Origin of the sequence: Streptomyces alfalfae (assembly GCF_004127445.1) — a bacterium.
Classification (GTDB): domain Bacteria; phylum Actinomycetota; class Actinomycetes; order Streptomycetales; family Streptomycetaceae; genus Streptomyces; species Streptomyces alfalfae.
On the sequence record NZ_QEXM01000043.1, the window covers coordinates 465,903 to 490,899 of the forward strand.

Here is a 24,997-nt window from a genome sequence, read left to right on the forward strand (position 1 = left end):
CTCCTACGAGACACGGGATAAGAGAAGGGCGAAAGCGTCCTTACACGGACCGGACGGCGCAATCGCACGTCCGCTGCGGCGGCGCTCCGCCGGCGGCTCAGCAGGGAGCCGGTTGCGTTGGCGGCAGGAGAGGACCGGATCAGACGGCGAGAACCATGTCGTCCTGCGTGAGGGTTGCGCGGATCGTCTCGGTGAGCCGGTCGGCCGCGATCGACGCATAGTGCTCGGTCTTCTCCACGCCGATGAAGTCCCGGCCTTCCAGCAGGGCGGCGACGCCCGTGGAGCCGGAACCGGCGCAGAAGTCGAGGACCGTGCCGCCTTCGGGGCTGATCTTGACCAGCTCGCGCATCACCTCGACCGGCTTCTGCGTGATGTGCTGGCGCTTGGACCCCGAGGGCTGCGATGCCGAGTACATACCCGGCAGGTAGACCGGGTTCCGGGAGCCGTCGATCGGCCCCTTGGACGCCCAGACGATGAACTCGCAGTTCTGGGTGAACCGGCCCTTCTGGGGCCTGGCCTGCGGCTTGTGCCAGGCCAGCACACCTCGCCACAGCCACCCGGCCGCCTGAATGGCGTCCGTGGTCGTGGGGAGCTGGCGCCAGTCGGTGAACAGCAGCGCGGTCCCGCCGGTCTTCGTCAGCCGGTGGGCCTCAGTCATGATCTGGGTGAGCCAGAAGCCGTAGGAGCGCTGATCCATGTTCTCGCCGGTGAAGTCGGCAAGATCATGCTTGGAATCGGCGGAGGTGTACTTCTGCTTCGCGGAGCGCGTGGTGCGCTCCTTCGCGGTCCGGCCGCCGCTGTTGTACGGCGGGTCGGTGATGACGGAGTCGACGCAGCCGTCCGGGAGACCGGAGAGAACGGCCAGAGCGTCGCCCTGGTGGAGGGAAAAAGGCAAAGAGGAACCCCTATTCGGGTGCGGGAATGCGAATGGAATCGCCGCCTCGCACAGGAGTCCTCGCGGGCCGAAAGCGGGCATGCAGAAGCCCAGGGCCGCAGAGCGAGGAAGGCGAGGGGGGAGTCCAAAAACTGTAGAGGCGAAAGCGCCGACGACCAAGAACTGCCGTGCTGAGGTGCCGGTTTCCGGCACCTCACGCCGAACTTTTTGGTCAACCGCCGATCCGCGCCTACTGTTTTTGAACCGCCCGGCGCACACCGCCGCTGGCTACTCCCCTGCCACACCTCACGGAGGTACCCCCCTGCCCCGGCATACCTAGCTCACGGCACGGCCACACACGGAGCGAGCGGCAACTCGCCCCCACCGGCCCGCCTCCGATCGCCCACCCCGGCCGTCGCGCCCTTCCACCACGCCTTGCGCACGCGGCACGCCGGACACCGCACCCTCAAGGAGCCGTTCATGACGTCTCGCTACCCATCCATGCCCGAAACCGTTGACCGGCGAGCGGTCCGCTCAGGTTGAAGGCGCTCGCCGCCGGCATCGGCGTCGTCTTCCTCTCCCCGATCCTGATCGCCGGCACCGGCATGATGCTGGCCTCGTCCGCCGACGCCGTGCAAAGCAGCGGCTCCTTCAGCGGCTGCCTGAGCGACATCGACAGCGACAAGGTCGCCGAGCAGGTAACCAAAATCCTCGACGGCGCCTCCGGTAAAGACGTGCAGGTCGAGGGCTTGGACTTGCCCGCCGAGCAGGTCCCGAATGCCCAGACGATCGTGGCCGCGGGCCTCTCACTTGATGTCCCCAAAAAGGGACAGATCATCGCGCTCGCCACGGCGATGCAGGAGAGCCGCCTGCGCAACCTCAACTACGGCGACCGTGACTCCCTCGGGCTCTTCCAGCAGCGTCCCTCCCAGGGTTGGGGCAGCGCCCAGCAAATCCGTGATCCGGCCTACGCCTCCGAGCAGTTCTACAAGCACTTGCTCAAGGTGGACGGCTGGCAGCAGATGACCGTCACCCAGGCTGCCCAAGCCGTGCAGAAGTCCGGTCTCCCGGACGCCTACGCGCAGTGGGAAAGCCTGGCCACCGCGCTGCAGAGCGCCATCGCCAAGACCTTCCCCGGCGGCGGCGACGCGGACGGCAAGGACACGAACCAGGGCGAGAAGCCTTCGACCAGCACGACCGGCTGCGCGCCGGGCCAGGACGGGTCAGGATTCGGCCGCATCCCCGAAGGGAGCGTTCCCAAGGGCTACTCGATCCCCAAGGACGCCGACCCGAAGGCCCGTAAGGCCATCAAGTGGGCGATGCACCAACTCGGCACGCTCTATCAGTGGGGCGGATCCTGCACCAACGCGCACGGCCCCGACCCCATGGGCCGGTGCGACTGCAGCTCCCTGATGCAGCAGGCGTACGCCCATGCCGGCATCACGCTCACCCGCACCACGTACACGCAGGTCAACGAGGGCAAGGCCGTCTCCCCGTCGAAGCTCCAGCCCGGCGACCTGATCTTCAGCCGCGGCAGCGCCGCACGGCCCGAGCACGTGGGCATGTACATGGGCGAGGGCCTCGTCATCGAGGCGCCGCGCACCACCAAACCAGTCCGGATCACCCCGATCAAGGACTGGGACATCCTCGCCGCCCGCCGCGTCCTCTGATCCCAGTCAGCCCGCAGGCCCGCGAGCCGCCGTCACCAGGACCTCGCCAGTGGTCTGCCCGATGGCGGGCGTGGAGGCCGACCCCCTCCGCGCTCGCCGTCTCGCCCGACAAACCGCCCAGCAGGACGAGTCGAACGGCCCACTCCCTATCTCCCTACCCCCGGAGCATCCACGTGACCATCCCCTCCCCCGTCCGGCGCGCCCTCGCGGCCAGCTCGATCGGCCTCGCAGTTGCCGCCGGCGGCCTGGCCAGCGCCTCCACAGCCCAGGCGTATGACACCGGCCACACGACGATCTCGTGCATGGCGGTCAAGGTCCACAAGGATCCGTCGAAGAAGTCCGCCGTCGTGGGCATCGCCTACCGGCACGACAAGGTCGCCTATAACCAGTTCGCGTACAAGCGCGCAGAGAAGACCTGGTACACCCGCGGCACGGTGACCCGGAGGTCCGACGGCAAGAAAATCCGCGGATACATGATCTACGACTGCGCCAACCCGTACCAGTCGAACCCGGCGCCGAAGCCGCCTACTCCGAAGTAGCGCGCCCCGACAGCCCTCCCTGGCCCGAGCAGAACAGACGGCTTCGAAGCCGTGCCCCGGCCCGAGGAGTGAACTCCCCCGCCTCTGCCCGACGCAGCTCCGGGCAAGCCGCCGAGGCCACTTCCGCGCCCTTCGCTCGCCTCCCCCTCTGCTTTCACCTTCCCGTTGGCCCTCGCCGGGCCCGCGTATGCAAGGAGCCCGCCACACCTATGTCCGTCCCTCTCGCAGACCGCGTCATACAGCTCGCCTACGACCCAGGCATCTCACCCAAGGGCGGTGGCCTACCCGGCCTGAGCGTGCTGAAGAACGTCGTCAACTCGATCAACATGTTCGGGATCATCGCCGTCGTCGGCGCCCTCGCCGTCTCGCTCGGCGTATGGGCCTGGGGCCACCACACCGGTGGGCACCAGGCCGAGGCCAACGGAAAGAAGGGCGCGGTCGTCGCCGCCGGCGCCGCCCTCGGTCTGGGTGCCGCGAACGGCATCGTGGCCTTCTTCTCCGGCCTGGGCTCGCAGGTCCACTGATGCGAAACCGTTTCCCTTCCCTTTCGCTGTCCTCGTACGGCGCGGGCTGGTCGGCCAACCGGCGCATCGCGATCGTCGCTGCCGCCGTCGCCGGCCTGCTCGCCCTCGCCGGGATCGTCGCCCTGCTGACGGGCGGCGGCAACAACCACGAAGCCCCAGACAGTGCCGCGCCCGCCCCGACCGGCAGCCCGTCCTCCTCCGAGGCCGCCCCGAAGCCTTCCTCCGGATCCGGATCGGTGCCCAAGCCTCCGCAGATCTCCGAACCGGTCGCCTACGCCAAGGCAGCAGCCCAGATGCTCTGGTCCTACGACACCCGCGACACCAGCCGTGACCAGCAGCTCGCCGGCATGCGCGCCTGGATGACCACCGAGACCAAGTACGCCGACTGGACCTCGGTCTCCGGGCAGGTGCCCGACCCGGTGCTGTGGTCGCGGATGGCCGACCAGGACCAGCACGCCACCGCCCACATCACCGAGGGCCACTACCCCGGGGCGTTCAAACAGGCGCTGGCCGAGGATCCGTCCGCGATCACCGAGGCGTACATCTACGTCGTCACCGTCAACGGCAAGCAGACCCTCAGCTGGAAGAAGGGCGGCGGCGGAGCCGAGGAACGAGCCGTGACCCTCGCCGTCCAGTGCCGCCCGAACCACGACTGCACGCTGGCCGCCATCGCACCGAGCGTCACGCAGTGACCCGCGCCTGAGACACGAAAGGAGGAGTAACTCCTCGTGGGTTTCTGTGATTTCCCCCTGGCGGACAAACTGTGCGCTGTCGGTGACGCGGTGGACTTCGCCTCAGACCCCGGCAAAGCCATCGGTGACTGGATGGCGAAATCCGCCGGTGAACTGGCAGCCGCCGCAGCCGACCTGGCCGCCGAAGCCGTCAACACCACCACCAAGGTCGATCTGAACGCCGGATGGTTCCGGGACAACTACGAAATGCTGTTGCCGCTGGGCCTGGTCCTGCTGGTCGCCACCTTCTGCGCGCAACTGGTCCGGGCCGCCATCAGACGCGACGGACAAGCCCTCACCCAAGCATTCACCGGCACCGCGTCCGGAGTCCTGTTCGCCTTCTGCGCCATCGCCCTGACCACAGTCGCCATCGAGGTCGTGGACGCCGTCAGCGACGGCCTGTTCAAAGCCGCACACCTGAACATCGAATCGGCCGTGCGCCGCGTGGTAAAGGTCAGCCAGATCGGAGCGCTGTCCGGTCTCGGCTGGCTCGTCCCGGTCGTCACCGGGCTCGGCGCCGCCATCGGCGCCTTCCTCTACTGGTGCGTGATGATGGTCCGCAAGGTCGGCATCCTCGTCATGGTCACCCTCGCGGTCTTCGCCTCCGCCGGCGGCGGCTGGGAAGTCGCCCGACGTTGGCGCAAGGGCTGGATCGAAGCCACCGCCACCCTCGTCGTCTCCAAGCTCCTGATGACCGTCATCTTCGTCCTCGGTATCGCCGCCATGGGCAAGACCGAAGCCAATGACGGCATCGCCGCGCTCGCCGACGTCATGTCCGGCATCGTGATCATGGTCCTGGTGCTGTTGTGCCCGTACGCCGTCTTCAAGTTCGTGCACTGGGCAGCCGACGGCACCGACGGCGAGTCCATCCACCGTGCCGGTGGCGCCGGGGCCCAGATCGCCAAGGCCCACGCCGAGAAGGCCGCCCGCAAGGCCGCCGCAGCCGCGGCCACCGCCGGAACCGGTGGCGCCGCAGCCGGAGCAGGTGGCGCTGCCACCATGGGGAGTGCCGCACCGCAAGGCCCCGACGGCGGCGGATTCCCCGGCGACGTCGCCACCAACCCGACTGGCGGCGGCGAAGGCAAGGACGGTTCGCAGGGCGGTGGTACGGGAGGCTCGCCCGGCGGCGATGCCGTCAAGTCCGGCCTGGAGAAGGCCGTCCAGCCTGCGCCGACCAGCGTGTCCGACGACACCAGCGGCCAGGTGGGAGGCAGCCCCGGACCCGGCGGATCCGGCGCGAATGCCGCGTCCGGCCAGGGCGGCGGGTGGCAGGCAACTCCGCCGACGACGACACCGCCTCCGCAGGGCGCACCCCCGTCCTCCGGTTCGCAGGATGCCGCGTCGAGCGGGTCGGCTCCGCCGCCGCCTCCGAACGGTCTCTGACCCCTGTCCGACTCCCGGGGGCGGGACGTGCACACCACCTCCCGCCCCCGGGCTCCACCCGCGCCTCCAGGACCCGCCCCCATGACTGATCTTTCTGTCGCTCCGGTCACGGTGAAGTTCCCGCACCGCAGCCGCCGCGGCATCCTCCTCGGCCTCTCCCTGCCCCAGCTCGTCCTCGTCTCCTGCACGCTGGCCCTGCTGCTGATGACGGTGATCTCCACCGGGCTGCTCGGCGCCCTCGTCCTGGCACCGCTGTGGGCGGCATCCGGTGCACTGGTCGCGATCCGCCGGCACGGCCGCTCACTCATCGACTGGGCACCGATCGTCACCCGGTACGCGCACCGCCGCCGTACCGGCCAGACCCTCTGGCTCGCCCGGCCCGTCACCCGGCCCCGGCAGGACGGCGTCCTCCACCTTCCCGGCACCGCCGCCTCCCTCAAGGTCGTCACCCCCGGCGATTCCGCCAACGGAGCGGCAGCCGTCCACGACCCGCACCAGCAGACCCTGACCGCCATCGCCCGCGTCACCAGCCGCGCCTTCGCCCTCCTCGACCCCGCCACCCAGAACCACAACGTCACCAGCTGGGGACGCGCCCTCGCCGGCATCGCCCGCACCGGGCACGTCGCCACCGTCCAGGTACTGGAGCGCACCGTGCCCGACAGCGGTGACACGCTCACCCGCCATTGGACCCAGAACGGGCAACCCCAAGCTCCCGTCGCCGGACAGATCTACTCCGAACTGGTCGCCTCAGCCGGACCGGCCGCCGCACCGCACGAGACCTACCTCGCCATCTCCCTCGACCTCAAGGCCGCCCGGCGCCTGATCAATCAGGCCGGCGGAGGGCTGCCCGGTGCGTTCACCGTCATGCAGCAGACCACCGCCTCCATCGCCCAGGCCGCCCGCAACGCCGGCCTGATGGTCACCGGCTGGCTGAGCGCGCGGGAGATCGCCGCCGTCATCCGCACCGCCTACGACCCCAAGGCGCTCGCCGCGCTCCAGCAGTGGTCCGAGACCGGCCGTGCCGAGGCCGACCCCGCAGCCGCCGGGCCCGTCGTGCAGTTCGAGGAGTACGACCGCCTCGCCACCGACAGCGCGCGGCACGCGACGTACTGGGTGGAGAACTGGCCGAGGACCGAGATGGGGGCAGGGTTCCTGCACGGGATCATGTTCACGGCCGGTGTGCGCCGCAGCCTCTCCCTTATCTACGTGCCGCAGGGGCTCGAGTCGGCACTGCGGGACGTCCAGCGCAAGAAGGCCGCGATCATCGCCGACGCCAACGAGCGCGCCCGCCGCGGGCAGGTCGACTCCGAAGAGGATTCCGTCGAGTACGCCGACGTCAAGACCCGCGAACGCCAGCTCATCGCCGGGCACGCGGACGTGGCACTGACCGGCCTGGTCACCGTCACCGCCGAGACCGACGCGCTCCTGGACGCCGCCTGCGCACAGATCGAGACCCACGCCGTCACCTCCGGCGTCGATCTCCGCAGGCTCAACTACCAGCAGCCGGACGCCTTCGCCCTCTCCGCGCTCCCGCTCGCCCGCACCGCCCTATGAACCAGAGCGTGCTCTGGCCCATTGCACTCCGGATCACCCGCGACGGGACGCCCCCTCACCACCCTGCCGACCGGCAGGAAGGACCACCACCTTTGACCTCTCCCCCGCGCCCCGACGACGCGCACCCCTACCTCCGCGCCGCGAGCGCCGGCATCCGCCACCACGCACGAGCCCTGGCGCCGTCGGACGCAGACTCGCCCAGACCCGTGGACCGTCTGCACCTCGACGTCCTGCACGCCCACCTCACCGCCCTGCTCCAGCTCCTGGACCGGCTCGCCGACCACACCCGGCCCCCGTACCCGGCCGCCGGACGCCACCTGGCCACCGCCCACACCAAGCTCTGGCAGGCCACCACCGAAGTCCACGCCGCCTTCCATCTGCTGCCCAGCACGACCGAGGCCACCGCCAGGACGAGCGCCTGTCATCCGGAACGGCTTCCCGAGGGCCCGCCCGTGCTGACGATCTGCCAACGCCACCTCGCCGCCGGACACGTCGTCCGCCGCAAGACCACCCCCACCGACCTCCGCCCGCACGCCACGGCCTGCGTGCAATGAGCACCACCCGCAGAATCGAGGGCCCCCGATGAGCCACCGGCCCGCCCGCCGCGCGTCCGCCAGCCCGCTGTTCACCCCCCACGGCACCGACCGCGCCAGCCGCAAGGCCGCCCGCCGCCAGCTCGCCGAGGCCGCCGCCAAAGCCCGTGCCGAAGCCAGCGCCCACCAAAGCGAAAGCACCCGCCCCGAGCAGCAGATGCCCGCCGCGCTCTACCCACCGAGCGGACGCCCCGGGCCCGCCTCCGCTCGCGGGAACCGGCTGAAGCTCCCCGCCCACCGCATGACCACCGCCGTCGCGGCCGGCGCCTATCCCTTCCTCGCCGAAGGCGGACTCGGCGCCGAGGGCATCTACATCGGCCGCGACGTCCACGCCGAAGCCAGCTTCGTTTTCGACCCCTTCGCGCTGTACGGCAAGGTCGAGGGCTTCACCAACCCCAACCTTTTGCTCGCCGGCGTGATCGGCCAGGGCAAGAGCGCACTCGCCAAGTCCTTCGCGCTGCGCTCGGTCGCCTTCGGATACCGCGTCTACGTCCCGTGCGACCCGAAGGGCGAGTGGACGCCGGTGGCCGAAGCCCTCGGCGGCCGGTCCGTCGCCCTCGGCCCCGGACTGCCCGGACGCCTGAACCCCCTGGACGCAGCCCCTCGCCCACAGAGCGTGGCCGAGGCCGACTGGGTCGGCGAGATCCGCAAGCGGCGCCTGCTCCTGCTCGGCTCCCTGGCCCGGACCGTCCTGGGCCGGGACCTGATGCCCATGGAACACACCGCCCTGGACGTCGCCCTCGACACCGTCGTCACCCGCGCCGCCGACACACACCGCACCCCGCTCCTCGGCGACATCGCCGCCACCCTCAACAACGCCCACGCGCTCGACGAGGCCGCCGGGATGATGTCGGGCCAACTCGGAGACGCCGCCCGCGACCTGGCCCACGCCATGCGGCGCCTGGTCCACGGCGACCTGGCCGGCATGTTCGACGCCCCCTCCACCGTCGCCTTCGACCCGAGCGCGCCGATGCTCACCATCGACCTGTCCCGGCTCGGCGGCTCCGGAGACGACACCGCGCTCGTCCTCGCGATGACCTGCGCGAGCGCCTGGATGGAATCCGCCCTCTCCGACCCCGGCGGCGGCCGGCGCTGGATCGTGTACGACGAGGCATGGCGGTTGATGCGGCACGTCGGTCTCCTCCAGCGCATGCAGGCCCAGTGGAAGCTCTCCCGCGGCCTCGGCATCGCCAATTTGATGGTGATCCACCGGCTGTCCGACCTGCTCACCGCCGGCGACGCCGGATCACAGGGCCGCGCCCTGGCCGAGGGCCTCCTGGCGGACTGCTCCACCCGGATCATCTACCGCCAGGAGACCGACCAGCTCCACGCAGCAGCCTCCCTGCTCGGCCTGACCTCCGTCGAAATGGACGCCATCGCCCACCTCAACCGAGGGCGCGGATTGTGGAAAGTCGCGGGTCGGAGCTTCATCGTGCAGCACCTCCTGCACAGCCACGAACTGGCGCTCTTCGACACCGACGCCCGCATGCACTGAGGAGCAAAAGGCCCGTGAAGCCCGCTTTCCAACGCGACCTGATACCGCGCGACGATGCGCTCCACCTTATCGGCGCACTCAACGCCATGAAGGACAAACTGCACGACGCCGCCCAGCGGTGGGAGCTGCTCGACGAGAACGGGCACGTTCCGGCCGCGCCGTCCTACACCGCGCTGCTCCAGCACGCCACCGACGCTCAGGACCTCTCACGCGAGGTCCTCCGGCTGGCCGACGCCTTCGCCCGGAGCCCTCACCACACCACCCGGACCGGCCGGACCGTCCTGAAGCAACTCGCCACGGCCGCGACCATCTCCAGCCATGCAGCCCCGCACTTCACCGAGACCGCAGAGGCCGCCCTGTCCCTGCCCCGGACCACCAACCCCACCGACCGGCACTACCTCACGAATCGCATGGTCATCGACCACGCATCAGCGCGAGCCTTTCTGCGGCGTGCCTCGGAGTCCCTTCGCGACGCAGGCAAGGAACTCGACGACCACCTCGGCGTCCAGCGCTTCCTTGCGCCTCTGACTCGCCGGGAGGGACCGCCGGAGCCTCCGCCGTCCCGGCCTGGCGGTCTCCACCGCTGACCACGCCGGAGCCGTGACCTGTTCGTGCAACAGATACCCGCCCCGGTGCAGTTCGCCCGCACCGACCTGCAGCCCGCACCAGCCCGAAGGACTCCTGCATCATCCCCCGCGACCCAGACTTCGAGCTCTACGACAACGTCGGCCGCGACGCCGACCAGATCCATGCCGCCCGGTACAACCTCGCCACCCGCGGGGACCTGAAGCGGTGGGCACGACGCGACGCGCAGCCCTTCCTCACCGCGCACCCCCTACCCGACCAGCCCTGGCCAGCACCGGACCTCACCCCGTACCTGGACGCCCTCGCCGCAGCCCGGACCCCGGCGGAGATCGACGCGGTCACCGACCACGTCCTGGATCTAGGATCCGCGAGCGCGTGAGCATTTCCGCGTGACCATGAGCAGGGTTCGAGCAGATTCGGGCGATCATGAGCACTGGTGACGTTCAGTAGCGATCAGTTGTCGGCCTTCTGTGGTCTTTCGACTGGGGCGGGGCGGCTTCCTTCGTACGGTCCAGTGCATGGCGGTAAGGAGTTCAGGCAAGGAACGAAGTCGGGACCGGGTACCCATGGTGTCGGTCCGGTACGTGGATGGGTCGACGTGCGACATCCCGTTCGCGCGGCTGCGGGCGGCGGACTTCGCGGAGTCCCAGCCGTGGCGTCGGGTACGGTCCGTTCACGGCATGCTGCACCACTCGGGGGATTACGCGTCGGCGACGACCGGCGGGCAGGTCGTACATGAGAGCCGGTTGGAGCTGGCCCGGCTGCTGCTGGCGGACTTTGACCCGGACGTAGCGGATATCTTCGCGCAGCCGTGCCGCGTGGTGGCCCATGTTAACGGTCGTGTGCGCAGCCATGTGCCGGACTTCTTGCTGATCATGCGGTCGGGGACGGTGCGTGTGGTCAACGTCAAACCGGCGGAGCGCGCTCAGAATCCGACGATCGCAGAGGCGCTGGCGTGGCCGGGGCGGCTGGTCGAGCGGCACGGCTGGGAATACGAGGTCTGGACCGGCGCAAATTCGGTGCTGCTGGAGAACGTGCGGTTCCTGGCCGGCTATCGGCATCCCGGCATCGTGCCCGCCGAAGAGATCGAGCGGGCCTGGCGCGAGGTCGTTGACGGCGAGGAGTTGGCCGTCGCGGAGCGGCGCCTGGCGAGCGGCGGCCCGAGAGAAGCGGCGCGGCCGCCATTGATGGCCCTGTTGTGGTCTGGGCGGCTGACTACGGACCTGGCCAGGCCGCTGTCCGGTGAGTCCCTCCTGCGGAGGTGCGGATGAACGAGTGGACTACGTCGCTGCGGACGGGGCTGCCGATCGCCTACGACGGTGAGCAGTTCACCGTGGCGGAGATCGAGGGCCGTCGGATCCTGTTGCGGCAGACCGGGGTGGTCGGTGCACCGAAGCTGCGGCAGGTGGATATCTCGGCGCTGCTGGCCCACCCCAGCACGGAGATCCTCGTGCCGGCCCCGGCCGAGGAAGCAGCAATGGTGGCGGCTGTCCTGGGTGGCCTGACCGACGACGAGGACGACGAGCTGACGCAGAAGGTCCGGCACGTGCAGGAGGTGCTGACCGGATACCGCCTTGGGGATGCCGTCCTCGCCCTGGACGGGGAACCGCGGGAGGACTACGCGCCGGGGACCCCGATGCTGCATCGCTATGCCGCCAAAGCCGCAGAGCTCAAGGTCGGGGAGAGCACGATTCGCCGCTGGATTACCGCGTTTCGCACGGCTGGTCCGGCTGGGCTGGTGCACGACCGCCCGGCGCGCAGTGTCGTGGAGCGGGCCGATGCGCGCTGGGTGGAGATGGCCCGGTCGGTTCTGGACAAGCGGGTCAAGTCGAGCCGGCCGGTGCGGAATCTGATCCTGGCCGAGATCGCGGAACGCCTGGTGAAGGAGTACGGGAAGGGCACGGTCCCGCTGCCTGGCCGCACCACCGGCTATGAGTTGCTGAAGCAGCTTTCCAAGGGGACGAATGCGTTCGAGGGCAGCACGAAGGGCAAGCGGTCGATCGCCAACGCTCCACAGGGTACGTACGGGCGGCTGCGGGCAACCCGTCCGGGCGAGTACGTGGTGCTGGATACCACCCCGCTGGATGTGTTCGCGATGGAGCCGGTCACCTGCCGCTGGGTGCGCTGTGAACTCACCGTCGCCATGGATCTGTACAGCCGCTGCATCGTCGGCCTGCGGCTGACTCCGGTGTCCACGAAGTCGGTGGATGTCGCCGGGGTGCTGTTAGGTGGACGCAGCCGCAACGGCTGTGCGACGTCTGAAGCGGTATCACCCCACCACGCCGCCGACAGGCACCAAACGGATCAGCTGAGCAACTCACCCGAAAGGATTACCCCTCGCGAAAGTCCGCGCTCAGCTGTCGTTCTCGCCGTAGAAGGAGGTGGTTCCCTACGGAGGATAAGGAAAGATGACCACCACCTGTGTCCGGCCCACCGCACCCGCAGCCAGCCGACGAGGACGACTCCGTCTGCTCCCGCATGCGTGCGGTACCAGGCCCTCCCTCGCATCCATTCACGCCCTCAGCCCCGTGAAGACTCCGTGGGGCCCAGGGCCCTCTCGTAGGAGCATGGATGCCGAGGGGTCTGTGGCATGACGCACGTGATCCCGCCGGGCGTCACCTTCGAACTGCCCGCCCTGCCCCGCCAACTGGCCACCGGCCGGCACCCCGCCATCGACAGGCTGGAGCCGCTGCACGATCAGTGGATGAGCCGGAACTACCCCTTTCCCACCGAGGACGCATTGAGCGCGTTCCTCTCCCAGCGCAGTGCCCTGTGGACAGCAGTCACCTACCCGGCCACCGACGAGGCCCGCTTCCACGACTTGTCCCGGCTGACGTCCTTCCTCTTCGCCTTCGACGACCTCTTCCTCCACAAAGGCCCGGACACCGCCGCCGACATAAAGCGGATCTTCACCGACATGCTCACCGTCCTGGGCGGAGGAACCGCCACCACGGTGTACGGCACAGCCCTGGCAGACATCTGGCACGACATGGCCGGCCGGATGCCCGCACGCCAGCGTCAGCGTCTGCGCGCGGCCACCGAAGACTTCGGCCGCGGCTGCTTCACAGAGATGCCCTCCCGCGCCCCTGGCGCAGTCCTGGACCTGACGAGCTACACCACTCTGCGCCTGGAGCAGAGCCTGGCAGCCTGGGTGTACTTCATCCTCACCGAATACGCCGCAGGCGTCGATCTCCCCGACGACACCCTCGCCCAGTTGCGCCCCGTGCACTGGGCCTGTGCCGAACACCTGCTCTTCTCCAACGATCTGTTCTCGTTCCGCACCGAACACTTCGCCGGAGACCACGTCAACGCGGTATGCGTCCTGCTCGCCGACGGCGCCACGCTCCAGCAAGCCATCAACCAGATCGCCGACCTCATCAGCGCCAAAGAACAGCAGGTCACGGACATGCTGAGGGCAGTCCGGGCTTCCCGCCTGGGAGCCGACCGTGCCACAGCCGCCTACCTGCATCACCTGGAGTACGTGATCTCCGGGAACCTGGAGCAGGCGCGCTTCGCTCCCCGGTACCACGGCACTTCGGGGTTCATCCACCAGCCCATCGACGGGGGGACCGTCATCCTGCATGCTGACCGCACCGGTCACCGTTCACTTCCCGGCGCGGCCGTCCAGGCACCGCCCAGCAATAGACCTGGGTAAGGTTGACACCGATGGTGTTGCGCACCGTGCCGCAGGCCCCCGCACGCCCGCAGCCGGCGGGTCTTGGTCCTGCAGCCGTCGCTCTGCCTGCCGCTGGGGGCTCCTGTTGTGGTGGTGCGCACGGACAAGGATCTGCCATGACGCTCTCCCCGTCCGTGCCGGAGGCCGGCCTGGACCTGATGGGCTTCAAGGACGCGGTCGAGGAGCTCCTCACCGGCTTCCTGGACCGCAAGGCCCCGCGGGCGGACAGCAGTGGATCGCCGGACCTGGCCGCGCCACTGCGCCACTTCATCGGCGCGGGCGGCAAACGCATCCGCCCGATCCTGGCCTTCGTCGGCTGGCACGCTGCCGGCGGCACCGGCGATGCGAGGACGGTCTGCCACCTGGCGGCATCCCTGGAACTGTTCCACGTGTTCGCCCTGATCCATGACGACGTCATGGACTCCTCCGCCCTGCGCCGGGGCCGCCCCACTGTCCACCGCGCACTCGCCCTCGCTCGTCAAGGCGACGACAGCAATATCCCCGCCGCGGCAGCCGCCCGGTTCGGTGAGGGCGCGGCCGTCCTCATCGGCGATCTCGCCATGGTGTGGTCAGACGAACTCCTGACTGACGGCGGCGCCACCCCCGAGCAGTGGGCCGCCCTCTGGCCGGTGCTGCACGCCATGCGGTACGAGATCGTTCTGGGCCAGTACCTGGACCTGCAGGCCACCGGAACCGCCTCGCCAGATGTGGACAGGGCGCTGCGGATCGGGCGCTACAAGACCGCGAAGTACACCGTGGAACGGCCTCTGCACCTCGGCGCCCTTACGGCCGGTGCTGACCAGGTCCTTCTGGACCGGCTCTCCGCGTTCGCCCTGCCGCTGGGAGAGGCATTTCAGCTGCGCGATGACCTGCTGGGCGTTTTCGGCGATCCCTCGAGCACCGGCAAGTCGGCGCTCGAGGACCTGCGGGACGGCAAAGCGACGGTGCTCACCGCCCTCGCCCTGCAGGCAGCCACTCCCCTGCAGCGCAAGGAACTCACCGACTGGCTGGGCAACCCTCACCTCACCCACGAACAGGGCGCGTCTGCTCGGCACGTCATCATGGCGACCGGCGCGCCGGCCCAGGTCGAAGAAATGATCACGGCCCGCTACCGCACAGCGCTGAAAGCGCTCGATGACGCGCTGCTGCCCTGCGCCGCACGTCAAGCCCTGCACGACATCGCCCAGGCCGTCACCCAGCGCACCACGTGAAGCTGCCTGCTCCACGCACCAGGCGCCGGGGCGGACCGCCCACACCCGGCGCCCGCGCCGCCACCCATCGGTGCATTTCGTTCCCCGACCCGAGGTGCCTGTCATGCCCCCTCTGTCCGATCAGACGCATTCGACCGTGCACGCAGACAACGCTCTGCTCGACAGCCTGGCCTCAAACGCAACCGAAGAACTCGCAACGGCCATCGCGCATCTGAAGGAATCTCTTACCGCTCACCGCCGTCACCGCGCTTGGATCTTCGACTTCGACGGCACCCTGGTCGACAGCGAACCCCTGAACGTCGCCACCGCCCAGGCCGTCCTGCGCGGGTGCGGCCTTCAAGCCGACGCCGACTGGCTGACCGCAGGGCCCTTCACCCCCGCCTCCATGCTGCGCACCCGGGTCCTGGACCACTACAAGATCGACCTGCCCTGGAGCGACGAACGGCTCCTGAAAGAAGGCGGCGCCTTCTGGCTCGCTCACACCCACCAGCTACAGCCCGTCCGCTACGTCGCAGCCCTCGCCCGAGCCGCAAAGGCAAAGGGCCTGCCGGTGGCCGTCGCCTCGGCCAACCACAGCGGCTTCATCCGCGCCGGCCTGACCGCCACCGCTCTTAACGACGTCTTCGACATCGTCGTCGGCCAGGACCAGGTCCCCCACACGAAGCCCGCGCCAGACGTCTTCCTGCACGCCGCACGCCTTCTGAACCTCGATCCCGCAGCATGCCTGGCCTACGAGAACACCGACCCAGGGATCGCAGCAGCCACCGCCGCAGGCATGGACGTCGTAGACATCCGCACCTGGGCTCACCCCACCCGCCCCACTTCCTCTTAAGAACCGTCTACGCCGCAGCCAAGACGTGAACCCCCGCCCCGCCACGGCGTCCCACCCGGTGGCACGGCGACTTCGGCATCCGTCCCGCGCCCCGTCACCCCGGTCAAGGCCGCGGGTCCACGTACCCCGACGTCAGGGCCGCCGGCAGAACCAGCCGTGGCCCCTGCCCGGCTCCAGGTCCTGGTCGTACTCCGGCTCCGGGGGCGTGGCGGCCTGGAGGCGGACGGCTTCGGCAGCGGCTTCCTCGCAGGCGACGTCATCGGCGTGGCAGTTGCCTCACACCGCGTCATTCGTACACGGTGCCGCGCCGCTGATTCCCCAACTCCAGCCCGGACTTCCTGGCAAGAGTCCAGCATGGTAAGCGTCGCGCTGTCCGGTGCCGCCGCCACGGTAACCTCCTTTCCGCCGCAGTCGTGCCGCCCGCCCACGACCAGGACACGCCCTGCACAGCCTGAGCAACCGCGACAGAAGTAGTTGGGCCGGGACAGTTGGGCCATCTCCCGGTGCGCCAGGAGGTGACCACAACCAGCAGTTCGGTGCCGCGCTAGAAGGAGAGGGAGTTGACGTAGAGCATGTCACCTCCAGCTTCACTCGCGGAATCAGTGACGTCCTGGTCACCAATTGTGATGGAGAGCAGCCGGGTGGTCGTGATGGGGCCCGCCTCGTACGCCGCAACGGGGCTCCCGCCGCCATCGACAACTGTGAGCCTCGCCGGCAGGTACGTCCCGCCACTGACGACGATCACGGGCTGACCGTCGCGGTATTCGACCGACAGTGCGCCGATTTCCTCGGACTTGACCTGGCCGGCCGGGACTAGCGCGGGCTCCGTGGCTTCGGGCGTGAGCTGGACCGGAGCCGGCCCCATGGCCTCGGGAGTGATCTCAGGCATGCGCGTGTCCCCTTCCAAGGCCGACACCGTGTCAACCTGCGGTGATCATCCCATGACGAACCGTCACAGGGCCAGGCCGTCCGCGAGCGGCGGATCTGGATCCTCGAGCAGCTCCACACCAAGGCCAACCACGACAAACAGTAGGAAGGTGCCGCGTGAACACCCCCACCCCGACGATCCCGCCCAACGCCCCGTCCCAGGCCCCGGCCCCTGGAGCGCCGACCAGTACCCCGCCACCACCGGTACAACGTCATGGCACGCCCTCGTCCGCGGCACCGTCGGGCGCCGCTGACCCTCCGAGCCGGGGCCAAGGACGCCGCACTCCGCCTACGACGGCCCCTCGTTCGTCGCACCCCCACCAACTGGCGAACTCCTCCAGGGCGCGGCGCTGCTGTCCCTCCCGGGTGATCTGCTGCGCGAGGACATCTCGGTCGATGTACGGGTCGACGGTAGCGAGGACCAGGCGCTGGAGTTCATCCGGCTCCCGTGCCTCCACCTCCCACTGGCCCGGGCGCTCGATGTCGGCGTGCTGGCGGGCCGGCTGATCGTGGAGTCGACCGACACTGTCCACTCCATGGCTCCCCCGGCGTCGTCCCGGACCTGGGCCTGCTCCAGCAGACGGGCCCGGGTCCCGTCCACGTCCCAGCGGGCGAACCGCTCCCACCACCTAGCAACCCATGCCTGGGAGCCGGAAGGCAATGTCAACCACCGCTACTCACAGCGATCATCAAGGACACCGAACGGGGCGTCCTGCTCATGATCGACTCACGGACCCGAAGATCACGGAGGCGTTGGCCTGACCGGGTGAACTGGTCGAACGGCACGGTTGGGAGTACGAGATCTGGTGTGGGGCGGACCGGGTAGTCCTGGAGAACGTCCGGTTCCTCGCGGCCTATCGTCGCCCCGGTGTGGTACCAGAGGCCGAGATTGAACGGGCTTGGGAAGGCGTGCAGGACGGTGACCGACTGGGTGTCGCGGAGCGACGGCTGGCAGCTGGGAGCCCCGACTACGAGGCGCGGCCACCGCTTTTGGCGCTGGTGTGGTCTGGTCGGCTGACCACTGATTTGTCCCGCCCGCTGAGTGGCAACTGGGTTCTGCGGAGGTCAGTGTGAACGCCTGGACAACGACTCTGCGGACACGTCTGCCACTCACTTTTGACGGTGAGCAGTTCACGATCGCGGAGATCGAGGGCCGCCGCATCCTCCTTCAGCAGATGTCAGCAGAGGGCCCTGGTGTAGCGCAACTCGACGGCTCCGGGCCCTCGCCGCAACCGCCTCTGTCCAGCAGCACGAATGCCGGACAGAGACGTCACTGCGACACAGCCGGACCTCCGCCCGGCGCGGGCTCGCTACACATCCCGCCCTCTCATATACGTGAACACCCGTGGGACTGGAGGCTGGTCAGCGGGTGAGTATGTGGCCGTCCCGGGGGCGGTGGTCGCGGGAGCGGCGCAGGTCGGTGGTGACGTAGGTGCGTTGAAGCCAGCGGTCTTCCCCGTCGTAGCGGGGGTGGAAGGCGGTGCGGCCGTGGACGGTGACGCGGTTGTCGATGATGACCAGGTCGCCGGGTGCCAGGCACAGGGTGCGGGCGGTTGCCTCGCAGGCGCGGCCGAATTCGGTCAGCGCCGTAGTGGCCCGGGGGGTGAGCGGGGTGGTGACGAGTTGCGCCATACGTATGTCGGGATCTTCGGCTGCGCCCGACAGTACCGCCCGGGGCTCGACGACGGGCTGACTCCCGGCACGGTCGGGGCCGAAGGAGGGTGGTGGTGTGGTGATGAACTCCGGTGCGAACAGGGCGTCGCGGCTGGCTGGGGTGAGGAGCGGCAGTGCTTGGCGGAGGCCGACGAGGCGCATGCCAGCGCGTCGGTCGTGGTCGGCGCGTAGGCACAGGAAGATCACGTAGTCGGGTGGGTGGGGGTGGAAGCCGTTCTCGGTGTGGAAGGACAGCCGTACTGATCCGGCGTTGCCGTGGAAGGTTTCCTGCCCGGGTACGGGCACGACGTCCTGCACGAGGGCCCCGGATTTCTCCGCCAGGTAGGCGAGAGGCTCGCCGAGCCCGCAGGCCACCATGGTGAGCACTGCGGCCGAGACGGTGGCCTGGCGCTGGACCGAGCCGGGTACGGACGGTGTCGCGGGCAGGGCCGCCTGATCGACGGGCAGCCCGCCGATCACCAAGGTGCCGTGCGGGCCGGAGTGCCTGCGAAACCGGCGCACCCCACGGCGCAGCGGGACCGGAACGTCCTCCCAGGCGTCCCGGGCCCGAGCCACCCACTCAGGGTCGTCGACCTGGTCGTGGCCGCCGGTGCACAAGGTGCGGGCGAGACGCTCGCACGCGACGGCATCGGCCGCATCAAGCGCCCAGTCGGCGGCGACGGCAGAGCTTCGGATGGTGCCGGGCGTCGGCTCGGGCATCAAGGTCTCCTACCGGAGGTATGGGTGGCGGACATGCGGACTCAGGAGTGACGCAGGCCGGCCACGGCGTCAGCGATGTAGTGGTCCCCGAACCGGATCATGGAGGCGTACTGGGCTGCGCGGCGGTGGCGCATGTGCCGTAGTTCGGCGACGGCATTGTCGGGACCTTCGGGTCTCTGAGCGATGGAACGGTGCAGATGCACCATCGAGTACGCGAGGGTGACGTGCCGTTCGCTGTCCACGATGTCGGCTTCCAGGAGAGCGCCACGCGCCTCGGCCAGCTCCGGGGCGCGGGCCACCAGCTGCTCGTAGGAGTCGGGAACCAGGGACAGCAGGTCCTTCATCGCCGCCCGGAACAGCTTGTATCCGCGATGCTGGCGCCCGCTCAACGGGACGTCTACCGAGGGCGGCGCCATGGTGTGGCGTATCGCCGCCATGTAGTAGTCGGCCGGGACCGTACTGGCGTGGGTCATGGCCGCCGGGAAACCCCGTACGTACTCTGTCGCGTCAGCCAGTCGCAGCAGTGCGGAGTCGCTGTCGCCATGCCGCAGATGGTGGGTGGCGTCGGCCACGGCGACCGCGGCACAGACGTTGAACAGGACATGGACCTGGTGGCCGATGAGCCACCGGGCGCTCCACACGTCCTCCAGCGACGCGCCCGCAACAGGTTCGCAAATGGCCACCGGCGGTGGGGAGTCAGGGGCGGCGCCCGGCGCGGCGCCGGTGAGGTCGAGCACCGCCTGCCGCATTCCGGCCGTCTCCAGCGCCAGGTCGGCGCCCGACAGCGGAGCCTCACACAGGTCTTCCAAGCCGCGGTGGACGACCAAAACACCGTGCAGGGCGGCCTGCTGATCCGACAGTTCCATCTCACGGACCCGGAAGAACGACTGACTGGTCGACTCCGCAGGCAGCCCCTCGCCGGCCACGGCCGGAGCCGCAGCCGACAGCGCGGCCACCAACTCACCGGCAGCCGCAGTGGCCTGCCGCAGCGCGACGGCCCGCTCGACAGGTCTGGCATGGGTCACCAACCCGGCCAGCACACGCACGGTGCGCTTGGCCTCAGCATCGACCCACGGGCCCAGCCCCGGGGCGGGCCGCCCCCCTCGGGGCTCACGGAAAACAGCGACAGCAGGATGACCGGCAACCGGCGATAAGCCCATGGGAAAAGTACTTCGCCAAGAACACCCCACACGAAACCTGATCTGCAAGACCATTCCTTATGCGGTGCACTGGACGGCGAGGTCCGCGGCGGCGGCCTGGCAGCCGTTCCGATCCTCCCCAGAGCCCGGCAAGCGCGAACTCGGGGTCAAGGCCCGTCTTCCTGTTTGGGCTGTGCCCAGCGGCCGAGGGCCGGGTTGATCGTTTTATCCGGCGGCAGCGGGCGGCGCGCTGCGACGGGGCCGTGAGTGGGCTGATCATGGGCAAGGAGCGCTCAGCCTGTTGTACTGCGCGTATGGCAGATCAGAAGCAGTGCACGGTGGTGCGCACCGGTCAGTACAAGGGTGTCCAGGGCGGCACGTTCGGGGCGGGGATCAGTGCCCAGTCGGCCGGGGCGGAGCGGTTGTGTCTCCATCGGCTGGTGATGCCGGCCGGGACCCGCGGCCGTCCTCACCTGCACGAGGGGCACGAGTCGGCCATCTTCATCCAGTCCGGCCAGGTCGAGGTCTGGCACGGAGAAGGACTGACGGAGCATGTGACCCTGCGGGCGGGCGACTACATCCACATCCCCGCCGACACCCCCCACATGCCGGTCAACTCCGGTACCGAGGACATGGTGTGCCTGGTCGCGCGGACCGATCCCGACGAGCAGGAAGGTGTCCGGCTCCTGGACCTCCCCGTGTGGCTGGAAGCCCGGGTCGGCCCCCTGCCCGTCGGAGCCGGCTGAACCGTCCCCGCCGGCGCCTTCCGCGACGGGTGCCCACCCGCCGCGGGGAGGTGCCGGGCGGTGCAACGGACCGGGCGGAGGTTCGTAGGGGGTAGCGAACGGGCGCTGCCGGTGGCTGCCCAAGGAGGGACCGAGGACCGTCGTGAGCAATGTTCACGCCTCCGTACCGGCGACGTTCCGGTAGGCCAGCACAGTGGTCGTCGGCTACATGGACTATCGGCCCGGCAGCGACCGGATGCTGCGCGCCGTTCCTTCCATCGAAAAGTTCACCGAACAGTGCGCGATGGCAGGCGAAGTCCGCACCTTCCGCTTCGGTGAGAGTATGCGGCGCGACTTCGCCGAGCTCAGCCGTTTCCCCGGCGGACTGGTCCTCGTGGGAGACGCTGCCGCCACCATGAAGCCGGTACACGGACAAGGGGCCTGCGACCCCGACCCGGACGACTGCCAACCATCAGACTTCACGACGCCGCCGTCTCCGACGCGTGCGTGTGATCCTACGAAGCCGGCCGCGTCACCGAGCAGACCCCGCGATGCCCCAGGCACCAGCGGGACCCTGGACAGCCGCCGCGGGCAGGATCCGTGCGCCGGTCGATGTTCTGCCGGATCGTCGCGGCACGGGCGTGTTCACGCTCGCCTTCGGCCTGTAGGCAGGGGTCCCGGACCTGTCCTGGTCCAGGGCCCCTGTTGATGTTCAGGCGGGAGTCAGCTGGGCTGGTCGCCGGTGTAGCGGAAGATCTCACCGCCGGCGTTGACGTGCCACACGGTGCCGTCGGCGCCGGCGGCGATGTCGGAGGCGGTGCCGGGGATCTTGATCCACGGGTTGGTGCCGCTGGCGTCGTTGTTGGTGTACCGGTAGATGCTGCCGGCCGGGTCGATGCCCCACACGTTGGTCCGGGAGCCCACCGCGATCCGCTTCAGGCTGCCGTTGACGTCCGCCCACGGGTCCGAGGGGTCCTGGTCGCCGGTGTACCGGTAGACCCGGTTGTTGCTGTTGACACCCCACACCGTGCCGTCCGCCGCCGCCCCGATGTCACTCAGCCCACCCGGGATCTTGAGCCAGGGGTTGGCATCGTGGTTGGTGTACCGGTAGATGCCCCCGGCGGAGTCCACGCCCCACACGTTCGTCCGCGAACCCGCGTCGATACGGACCAGGCTCCCGTTGATGCCCACCCAGTTCGTCGAGCCCTGGTCCCCGGTGTACCGGTAGATCTGGTTCCCGCTGTTGACCCCCCACACCGTGCCGTCGGAGGCGGCCCCGATGTCACTCAGCCCACCCGGGATGTTGATCCACGGGCTGCCGTCAAAGTTGGTGTACCGGTAGACGGAACTGCCGGAGTTCACACCCCACACCGTCGTCCTGGAACCCGCCGAGATCGCACTCAGCCCGCCCGCGACCTTCACCCAATCCGCCACGCCAAAAGCCCTTCCTCGAACCAGCAGTGGTCACCATCCTCGCCAAGGAGATGAGCAGATAAAGCAGGTGAATACATGTTCTGATAGCAAACAGGTCAGAAATCAGTGTTTAGGTACCATGCCCTCTTGCGCGGTAGGGGAGGGATGGGCTCGGGCCAAGAGCCTTTCGGCCGGAAGCGGTGTCCCTCCCAGGGAGGATCGACACACACACCGGCCTGTGCTTCCGGCCCATGCGGAATCTGCCGGACGGGGCGGCCTGGCCGAATGTGCGCAGGCCCGTCACTCCTCCAGAGGGAGCTGATCGCCAGTGGCGCCGACCTCCAGACAGGCGTAGTCGGAGTGGTCCAGGCGGTGGTGGACGTAGATCTGATCAGCCCACGGCGGGTCGAGTGGCGTGCACGCCCGCAGGCCCAAGACCCGGCCGGTCGGCCGGTCCGGATAAGCCGCGTTCAAGTCCGCGATCGCGGCGGCCTAGCCGATCTGGTCGACGGTGCCCGGCAGGTCGTCGAGGTAGCAGGTGACCCGCGGCAGCAGATGCTCGTGCTCCGGTCCCCGGAACAGGTCGAGGGCGGTCACGGTCGAAGAGTAGTAGTCCAGGTCGAGGCTGACGAAGCCGACCGGGTGCTCACGCAGCAGGTCCGCGCGGGAGCGGAGGTAGTGGGGCAGGGTTTCGGTGAGATCGCCGACCACCAGCTCCGCCGCGCCCAGACGGGCTCTGAGGCGGTCTCCGTCCATGGTGTATAAACCCGCACCGAACAGGTAGGGCAGATCGCGCGGGTCCTTGGCCGGGGGCATGCCCAGGCCGCCGTCGAAACCGACCACCCGCACCGCAACACCGGTGGCCGTGCTGTAGTAGCGGGCGTGCTCGGCCAGGGCAAGGAGCCCGTTGCCACCGGCCACCCCGAACTCCACCACCGTCACCCCACAATGCCCCAACCGCGCGGCCAACTCGGTCGCCCGGCGCACCCCGTAGGCATAGTGCGGCCGCTCCACCAGACCGAACCGGTACGCCGCAGCCGTCCCCACTCCCGGTATGCGCCGCAACAGCCGGTTGCGGGCAGCGTGCCGGACTTCGACCACTCCCACAGCACGTCCCCAGCCCGCCCTGTGGCTGCTGGCCAAACGGGTGCCCCTTTTGAGCAGTCGAACGTGAACCCTTGCGCGCCACAGCGCCCCCTGCACGACAGACAAGGGTCGGCCACAGCCTTCCCACCCACCGCCGATCTTCAACACACGCAAGATCGCCCTTTCCACCGTGCCCCGCTGCCCCTGCCGTGAGTGCAGCCCAGAGCAGGGACCGGGACAAGACCACGGGCTTTCGGCGCTGAGGAGGCCGACCTGCTGGGCGGAACATAGCCGCCGAACGCCGGTTACCCAAACCGGCGATTCTGCGCACCATTGTTCCTTCAACCGCTACATGTCCACGTTCAGTGCGGGGAGGCCCGCATGTCCCTGCACCCATCGCCTACGGAGGGCTCATCCACAACGCACCACCTCCCACCACCAGTCGGCTCCAACCAGGGAACCGGAAGGCAAGGGTCGACTGCCGCTACTCACAGCAACCATCAAAGACACCCGAGTGGAGCGTTCTGCTCATGATCGGCACCCACACACAGTGCTCATCACGCGCGGAATCCCCCGTTTCCGCAGGAAACCGTGCTCACCAAACTGCGGTCCCTACACTGGACGCCGCCGAACCCGCACTGCGCGCCCTGAGCGACTACCTCGTCGCCGCCGCCCGATGGAAGCAGGAGAACCGCGACGCGGCCAAGGGATCACCTTCGCACCTGCTGATGACAGCGGCCAGCCGGGCGCTGTCCGCCCTCGCTCTCGCCGACGAAGCCGGTCTGAACAGGCTGCGCGCCGCCTATGACCCGGCCCCCGCCCCGACAGCGTCGGCCAACACCTCGCGTGGAGCTACCGCGAGCCTGCCGCCCGCTCCCCCCTCCACCGGCCCCGCGCCTCGCCGTTAGCTCTCTCCATCGGCCGTGCCCGTGCGCGCCCTGACCCACTGCACTCCGGATCACCCCGACGCCACAGCCGTCGCCTCTCTGCCCGTCGGCAGGAAGGAGCACACCCTTTGACCTCTCCCCCACGCCCCGACGACCCGCACGCCTACCTCCGGGCCGCAAGCGGCGGCAGCCGCAGGAGGAGCCATGGCCGCTGACGAAACGACCACTCCAGAACCAGGCCAGGTACCGCTCGCGCCGCTGCCCGACCACCGCAACGTGCACACACCGTGGTGGCAGGAGCTGTGGCGTCGCCACGCACACGTCATCACGCCGCTTCGGGCACGCGGGCTGCAGTGCGACATCGAATTCGGCCTCAGCACCTACAACGTGCGCGTCTCGCTCCCCGACGACAGCTACCTGGTCATCAGTCCGCCGCACGACCCGCCCTCCGAGCGACCGCCCGGAGAGCCGGAGGGCTGGATCGCCACTCGCGAGCACCTCGACGACCAGACGCTGTTCGAGGTCATCTACGACTCGGCGCCCTCCAACGATCCCGGTGCTCCCCAGCGGCCCGAAGCCCGCCACGGCGGCAGCGCCCAACCTCTGATCGAGGCGATCGACCACCGCCTCGCCCAGCTGGGGCTGCTACCGCACCCCGTCTTGCCCCACGAAAACTCACACGTTCCCCCAGCCCAGCCGTCACCCCTCCCGCCACGGGTCCTCCCGCCGGCATCGCCGAAAGCCGCCCCACCGGCCAGACGCACGCCCTGACTTCTTCCA

Annotated in this window: 24 protein-coding genes and 1 pseudogene; 16 read left to right on the forward strand and 9 right to left on the reverse strand. The window is 69.3% G+C overall.

What is annotated here, in order from left to right:
- Positions 1-139 precede the first annotated feature (139 nt).
- The gene (locus DCW30_RS25055) at positions 140-895 is read right to left on the reverse strand and encodes a DNA-methyltransferase (RefSeq protein ID WP_076683710.1); all 756 of its coding nucleotides are present in this window, start codon (positions 893-895) and stop codon (positions 140-142) included.
- A 518-nt stretch (positions 896-1,413) separates the two neighbouring features.
- Here DCW30_RS25055 and DCW30_RS25060 point away from each other — a divergent pair.
- The 14 genes from DCW30_RS25060 (at position 1,414) to DCW30_RS25130 (ending at position 15,667) form a co-directional block, all read left to right on the forward strand.
- Complete coding sequence (locus tag DCW30_RS25060; protein WP_076683711.1) at positions 1,414-2,544, forward strand: C40 family peptidase; 1,131 nt, start codon at positions 1,414-1,416, stop codon at positions 2,542-2,544.
- A gap of 173 nt (positions 2,545-2,717) precedes the next feature.
- Positions 2,718-3,083 carry a hypothetical protein gene (locus DCW30_RS25065; protein WP_076683712.1) on the forward strand — a complete coding sequence of 122 codons (366 nt, stop codon included), beginning with the start codon at positions 2,718-2,720 and terminating at the stop codon, positions 3,081-3,083.
- A gap of 209 nt (positions 3,084-3,292) precedes the next feature.
- Positions 3,293-3,607 carry a DUF6112 family protein gene (locus tag DCW30_RS25070; RefSeq protein WP_011031268.1) on the forward strand — a complete coding sequence of 105 codons (315 nt, stop codon included), beginning with the start codon at positions 3,293-3,295 and terminating at the stop codon, positions 3,605-3,607.
- The gene (locus DCW30_RS25075; RefSeq protein ID WP_076683714.1) at positions 3,607-4,299 is read left to right on the forward strand and encodes a hypothetical protein; all 693 of its coding nucleotides are present in this window, start codon (positions 3,607-3,609) and stop codon (positions 4,297-4,299) included. The genes DCW30_RS25070 and DCW30_RS25075 overlap by 1 nt, the downstream gene beginning before the upstream one ends.
- Before the next feature lie 36 nt (positions 4,300-4,335).
- Positions 4,336-5,721 carry an SCO6881 family protein gene (locus DCW30_RS36830; protein ID WP_076683716.1) on the forward strand — a complete coding sequence of 462 codons (1,386 nt, stop codon included), beginning with the start codon at positions 4,336-4,338 and terminating at the stop codon, positions 5,719-5,721.
- Between the two features lie 81 nt (positions 5,722-5,802).
- Positions 5,803-7,275, forward strand: a complete 1,473-nt coding sequence (locus tag DCW30_RS25085; protein ID WP_076683718.1) for an SCO6880 family protein — start codon at positions 5,803-5,805, stop codon at positions 7,273-7,275.
- A 92-nt stretch (positions 7,276-7,367) separates the two neighbouring features.
- Positions 7,368-7,829, forward strand: a complete 462-nt coding sequence (locus DCW30_RS25090; RefSeq protein ID WP_076683720.1) for a DUF6238 family protein — start codon at positions 7,368-7,370, stop codon at positions 7,827-7,829.
- 28 nt (positions 7,830-7,857) lie between these two features.
- Positions 7,858-9,363, forward strand: a complete 1,506-nt coding sequence (locus DCW30_RS25095) for a VirB4 family type IV secretion system protein (RefSeq protein WP_076683722.1) — start codon at positions 7,858-7,860, stop codon at positions 9,361-9,363.
- An 86-nt stretch (positions 9,364-9,449) separates the two neighbouring features.
- Positions 9,450-9,950: a hypothetical protein gene (locus DCW30_RS25100; protein WP_076688695.1), complete on the forward strand. Its 501-nt coding sequence runs from the start codon at positions 9,450-9,452 to the stop codon at positions 9,948-9,950.
- A 516-nt stretch (positions 9,951-10,466) separates the two neighbouring features.
- Positions 10,467-11,219: a TnsA-like heteromeric transposase endonuclease subunit gene (locus tag DCW30_RS25110; protein WP_076683723.1), complete on the forward strand. Its 753-nt coding sequence runs from the start codon at positions 10,467-10,469 to the stop codon at positions 11,217-11,219.
- Complete coding sequence (locus tag DCW30_RS25115) at positions 11,216-12,511, forward strand: helix-turn-helix domain-containing protein (RefSeq protein ID WP_205576581.1); 1,296 nt, start codon at positions 11,216-11,218, stop codon at positions 12,509-12,511. The genes DCW30_RS25110 and DCW30_RS25115 overlap by 4 nt, the downstream gene beginning before the upstream one ends.
- A 27-nt stretch (positions 12,512-12,538) precedes the next feature.
- Complete coding sequence (locus DCW30_RS25120) at positions 12,539-13,603, forward strand: terpene synthase family protein (protein WP_076683725.1); 1,065 nt, start codon at positions 12,539-12,541, stop codon at positions 13,601-13,603.
- Between the two features lie 137 nt (positions 13,604-13,740).
- Positions 13,741-14,835 carry a polyprenyl synthetase family protein gene (locus tag DCW30_RS25125; RefSeq protein WP_076683727.1) on the forward strand — a complete coding sequence of 365 codons (1,095 nt, stop codon included), beginning with the start codon at positions 13,741-13,743 and terminating at the stop codon, positions 14,833-14,835.
- A 103-nt stretch (positions 14,836-14,938) separates the two neighbouring features.
- Positions 14,939-15,667: an HAD family hydrolase gene (locus DCW30_RS25130; protein ID WP_076683729.1), complete on the forward strand. Its 729-nt coding sequence runs from the start codon at positions 14,939-14,941 to the stop codon at positions 15,665-15,667.
- Between the two features lie 544 nt (positions 15,668-16,211).
- Here the strand turns inward: DCW30_RS25130 and DCW30_RS25135 are convergent.
- The 5 genes and pseudogenes from DCW30_RS25135 to DCW30_RS25165 all read right to left on the reverse strand — a co-directional run bounded on the left by DCW30_RS25135 (position 16,212) and on the right by DCW30_RS25165 (position 20,013).
- A complete protein-coding gene (locus DCW30_RS25135; protein ID WP_123985579.1) occupies positions 16,212-16,556 on the reverse strand; it encodes a hypothetical protein in 345 nt (114 codons plus the stop codon).
- A 250-nt stretch (positions 16,557-16,806) separates the two neighbouring features.
- On the reverse strand, positions 16,807-17,127 hold the full coding sequence (locus DCW30_RS25140) for a hypothetical protein (protein ID WP_076683733.1): 321 nt from the start codon (positions 17,125-17,127) through the stop codon (positions 16,807-16,809).
- Positions 17,087-17,219: pseudogene (locus tag DCW30_RS37070) on the reverse strand (IS5/IS1182 family transposase); the annotation flags it as partial. The pseudogene DCW30_RS37070 and the gene DCW30_RS25140, both read right to left, overlap by 41 nt.
- A gap of 737 nt (positions 17,220-17,956) precedes the next feature.
- Positions 17,957-18,967, reverse strand: coding sequence for a TauD/TfdA family dioxygenase (locus DCW30_RS25160; protein WP_076683735.1), 1,011 nt, complete (start codon positions 18,965-18,967; stop codon positions 17,957-17,959).
- Between the two features lie 41 nt (positions 18,968-19,008).
- On the reverse strand, positions 19,009-20,013 hold the full coding sequence (locus DCW30_RS25165) for a hypothetical protein (protein WP_237283341.1): 1,005 nt from the start codon (positions 20,011-20,013) through the stop codon (positions 19,009-19,011).
- A gap of 407 nt (positions 20,014-20,420) precedes the next feature.
- Here DCW30_RS25165 and DCW30_RS25170 point away from each other — a divergent pair, with 407 nt between their 5' ends.
- On the forward strand, positions 20,421-20,852 hold the full coding sequence (locus DCW30_RS25170) for a cupin domain-containing protein (protein WP_076683738.1): 432 nt from the start codon (positions 20,421-20,423) through the stop codon (positions 20,850-20,852).
- Between the two features lie 702 nt (positions 20,853-21,554).
- Here the strand turns inward: DCW30_RS25170 and DCW30_RS25175 are convergent.
- The 3 genes from DCW30_RS25175 to DCW30_RS25180 all read right to left on the reverse strand — a co-directional run bounded on the left by DCW30_RS25175 (position 21,555) and on the right by DCW30_RS25180 (position 23,351).
- Positions 21,555-22,265 (reverse strand): tectonin domain-containing protein, encoded by a 711-nt coding sequence (locus DCW30_RS25175; protein WP_076683740.1) that lies wholly within the window; start codon positions 22,263-22,265, stop codon positions 21,555-21,557.
- Positions 22,266-22,544: 279 nt separating this feature from the next.
- Positions 22,545-22,718: a hypothetical protein gene (locus tag DCW30_RS37620; RefSeq protein WP_237283342.1), complete on the reverse strand. Its 174-nt coding sequence runs from the start codon at positions 22,716-22,718 to the stop codon at positions 22,545-22,547.
- 18 nt (positions 22,719-22,736) lie between these two features.
- Complete coding sequence (locus DCW30_RS25180) at positions 22,737-23,351, reverse strand: hypothetical protein (protein ID WP_237283343.1); 615 nt, start codon at positions 23,349-23,351, stop codon at positions 22,737-22,739.
- Positions 23,352-24,421: 1,070 nt separating this feature from the next.
- Here DCW30_RS25180 and DCW30_RS25190 point away from each other — a divergent pair.
- Positions 24,422-24,988 carry a hypothetical protein gene (locus DCW30_RS25190; protein ID WP_237283344.1) on the forward strand — a complete coding sequence of 189 codons (567 nt, stop codon included), beginning with the start codon at positions 24,422-24,424 and terminating at the stop codon, positions 24,986-24,988.
- The last annotated feature ends 9 nt before the right edge of the window (positions 24,989-24,997 follow it).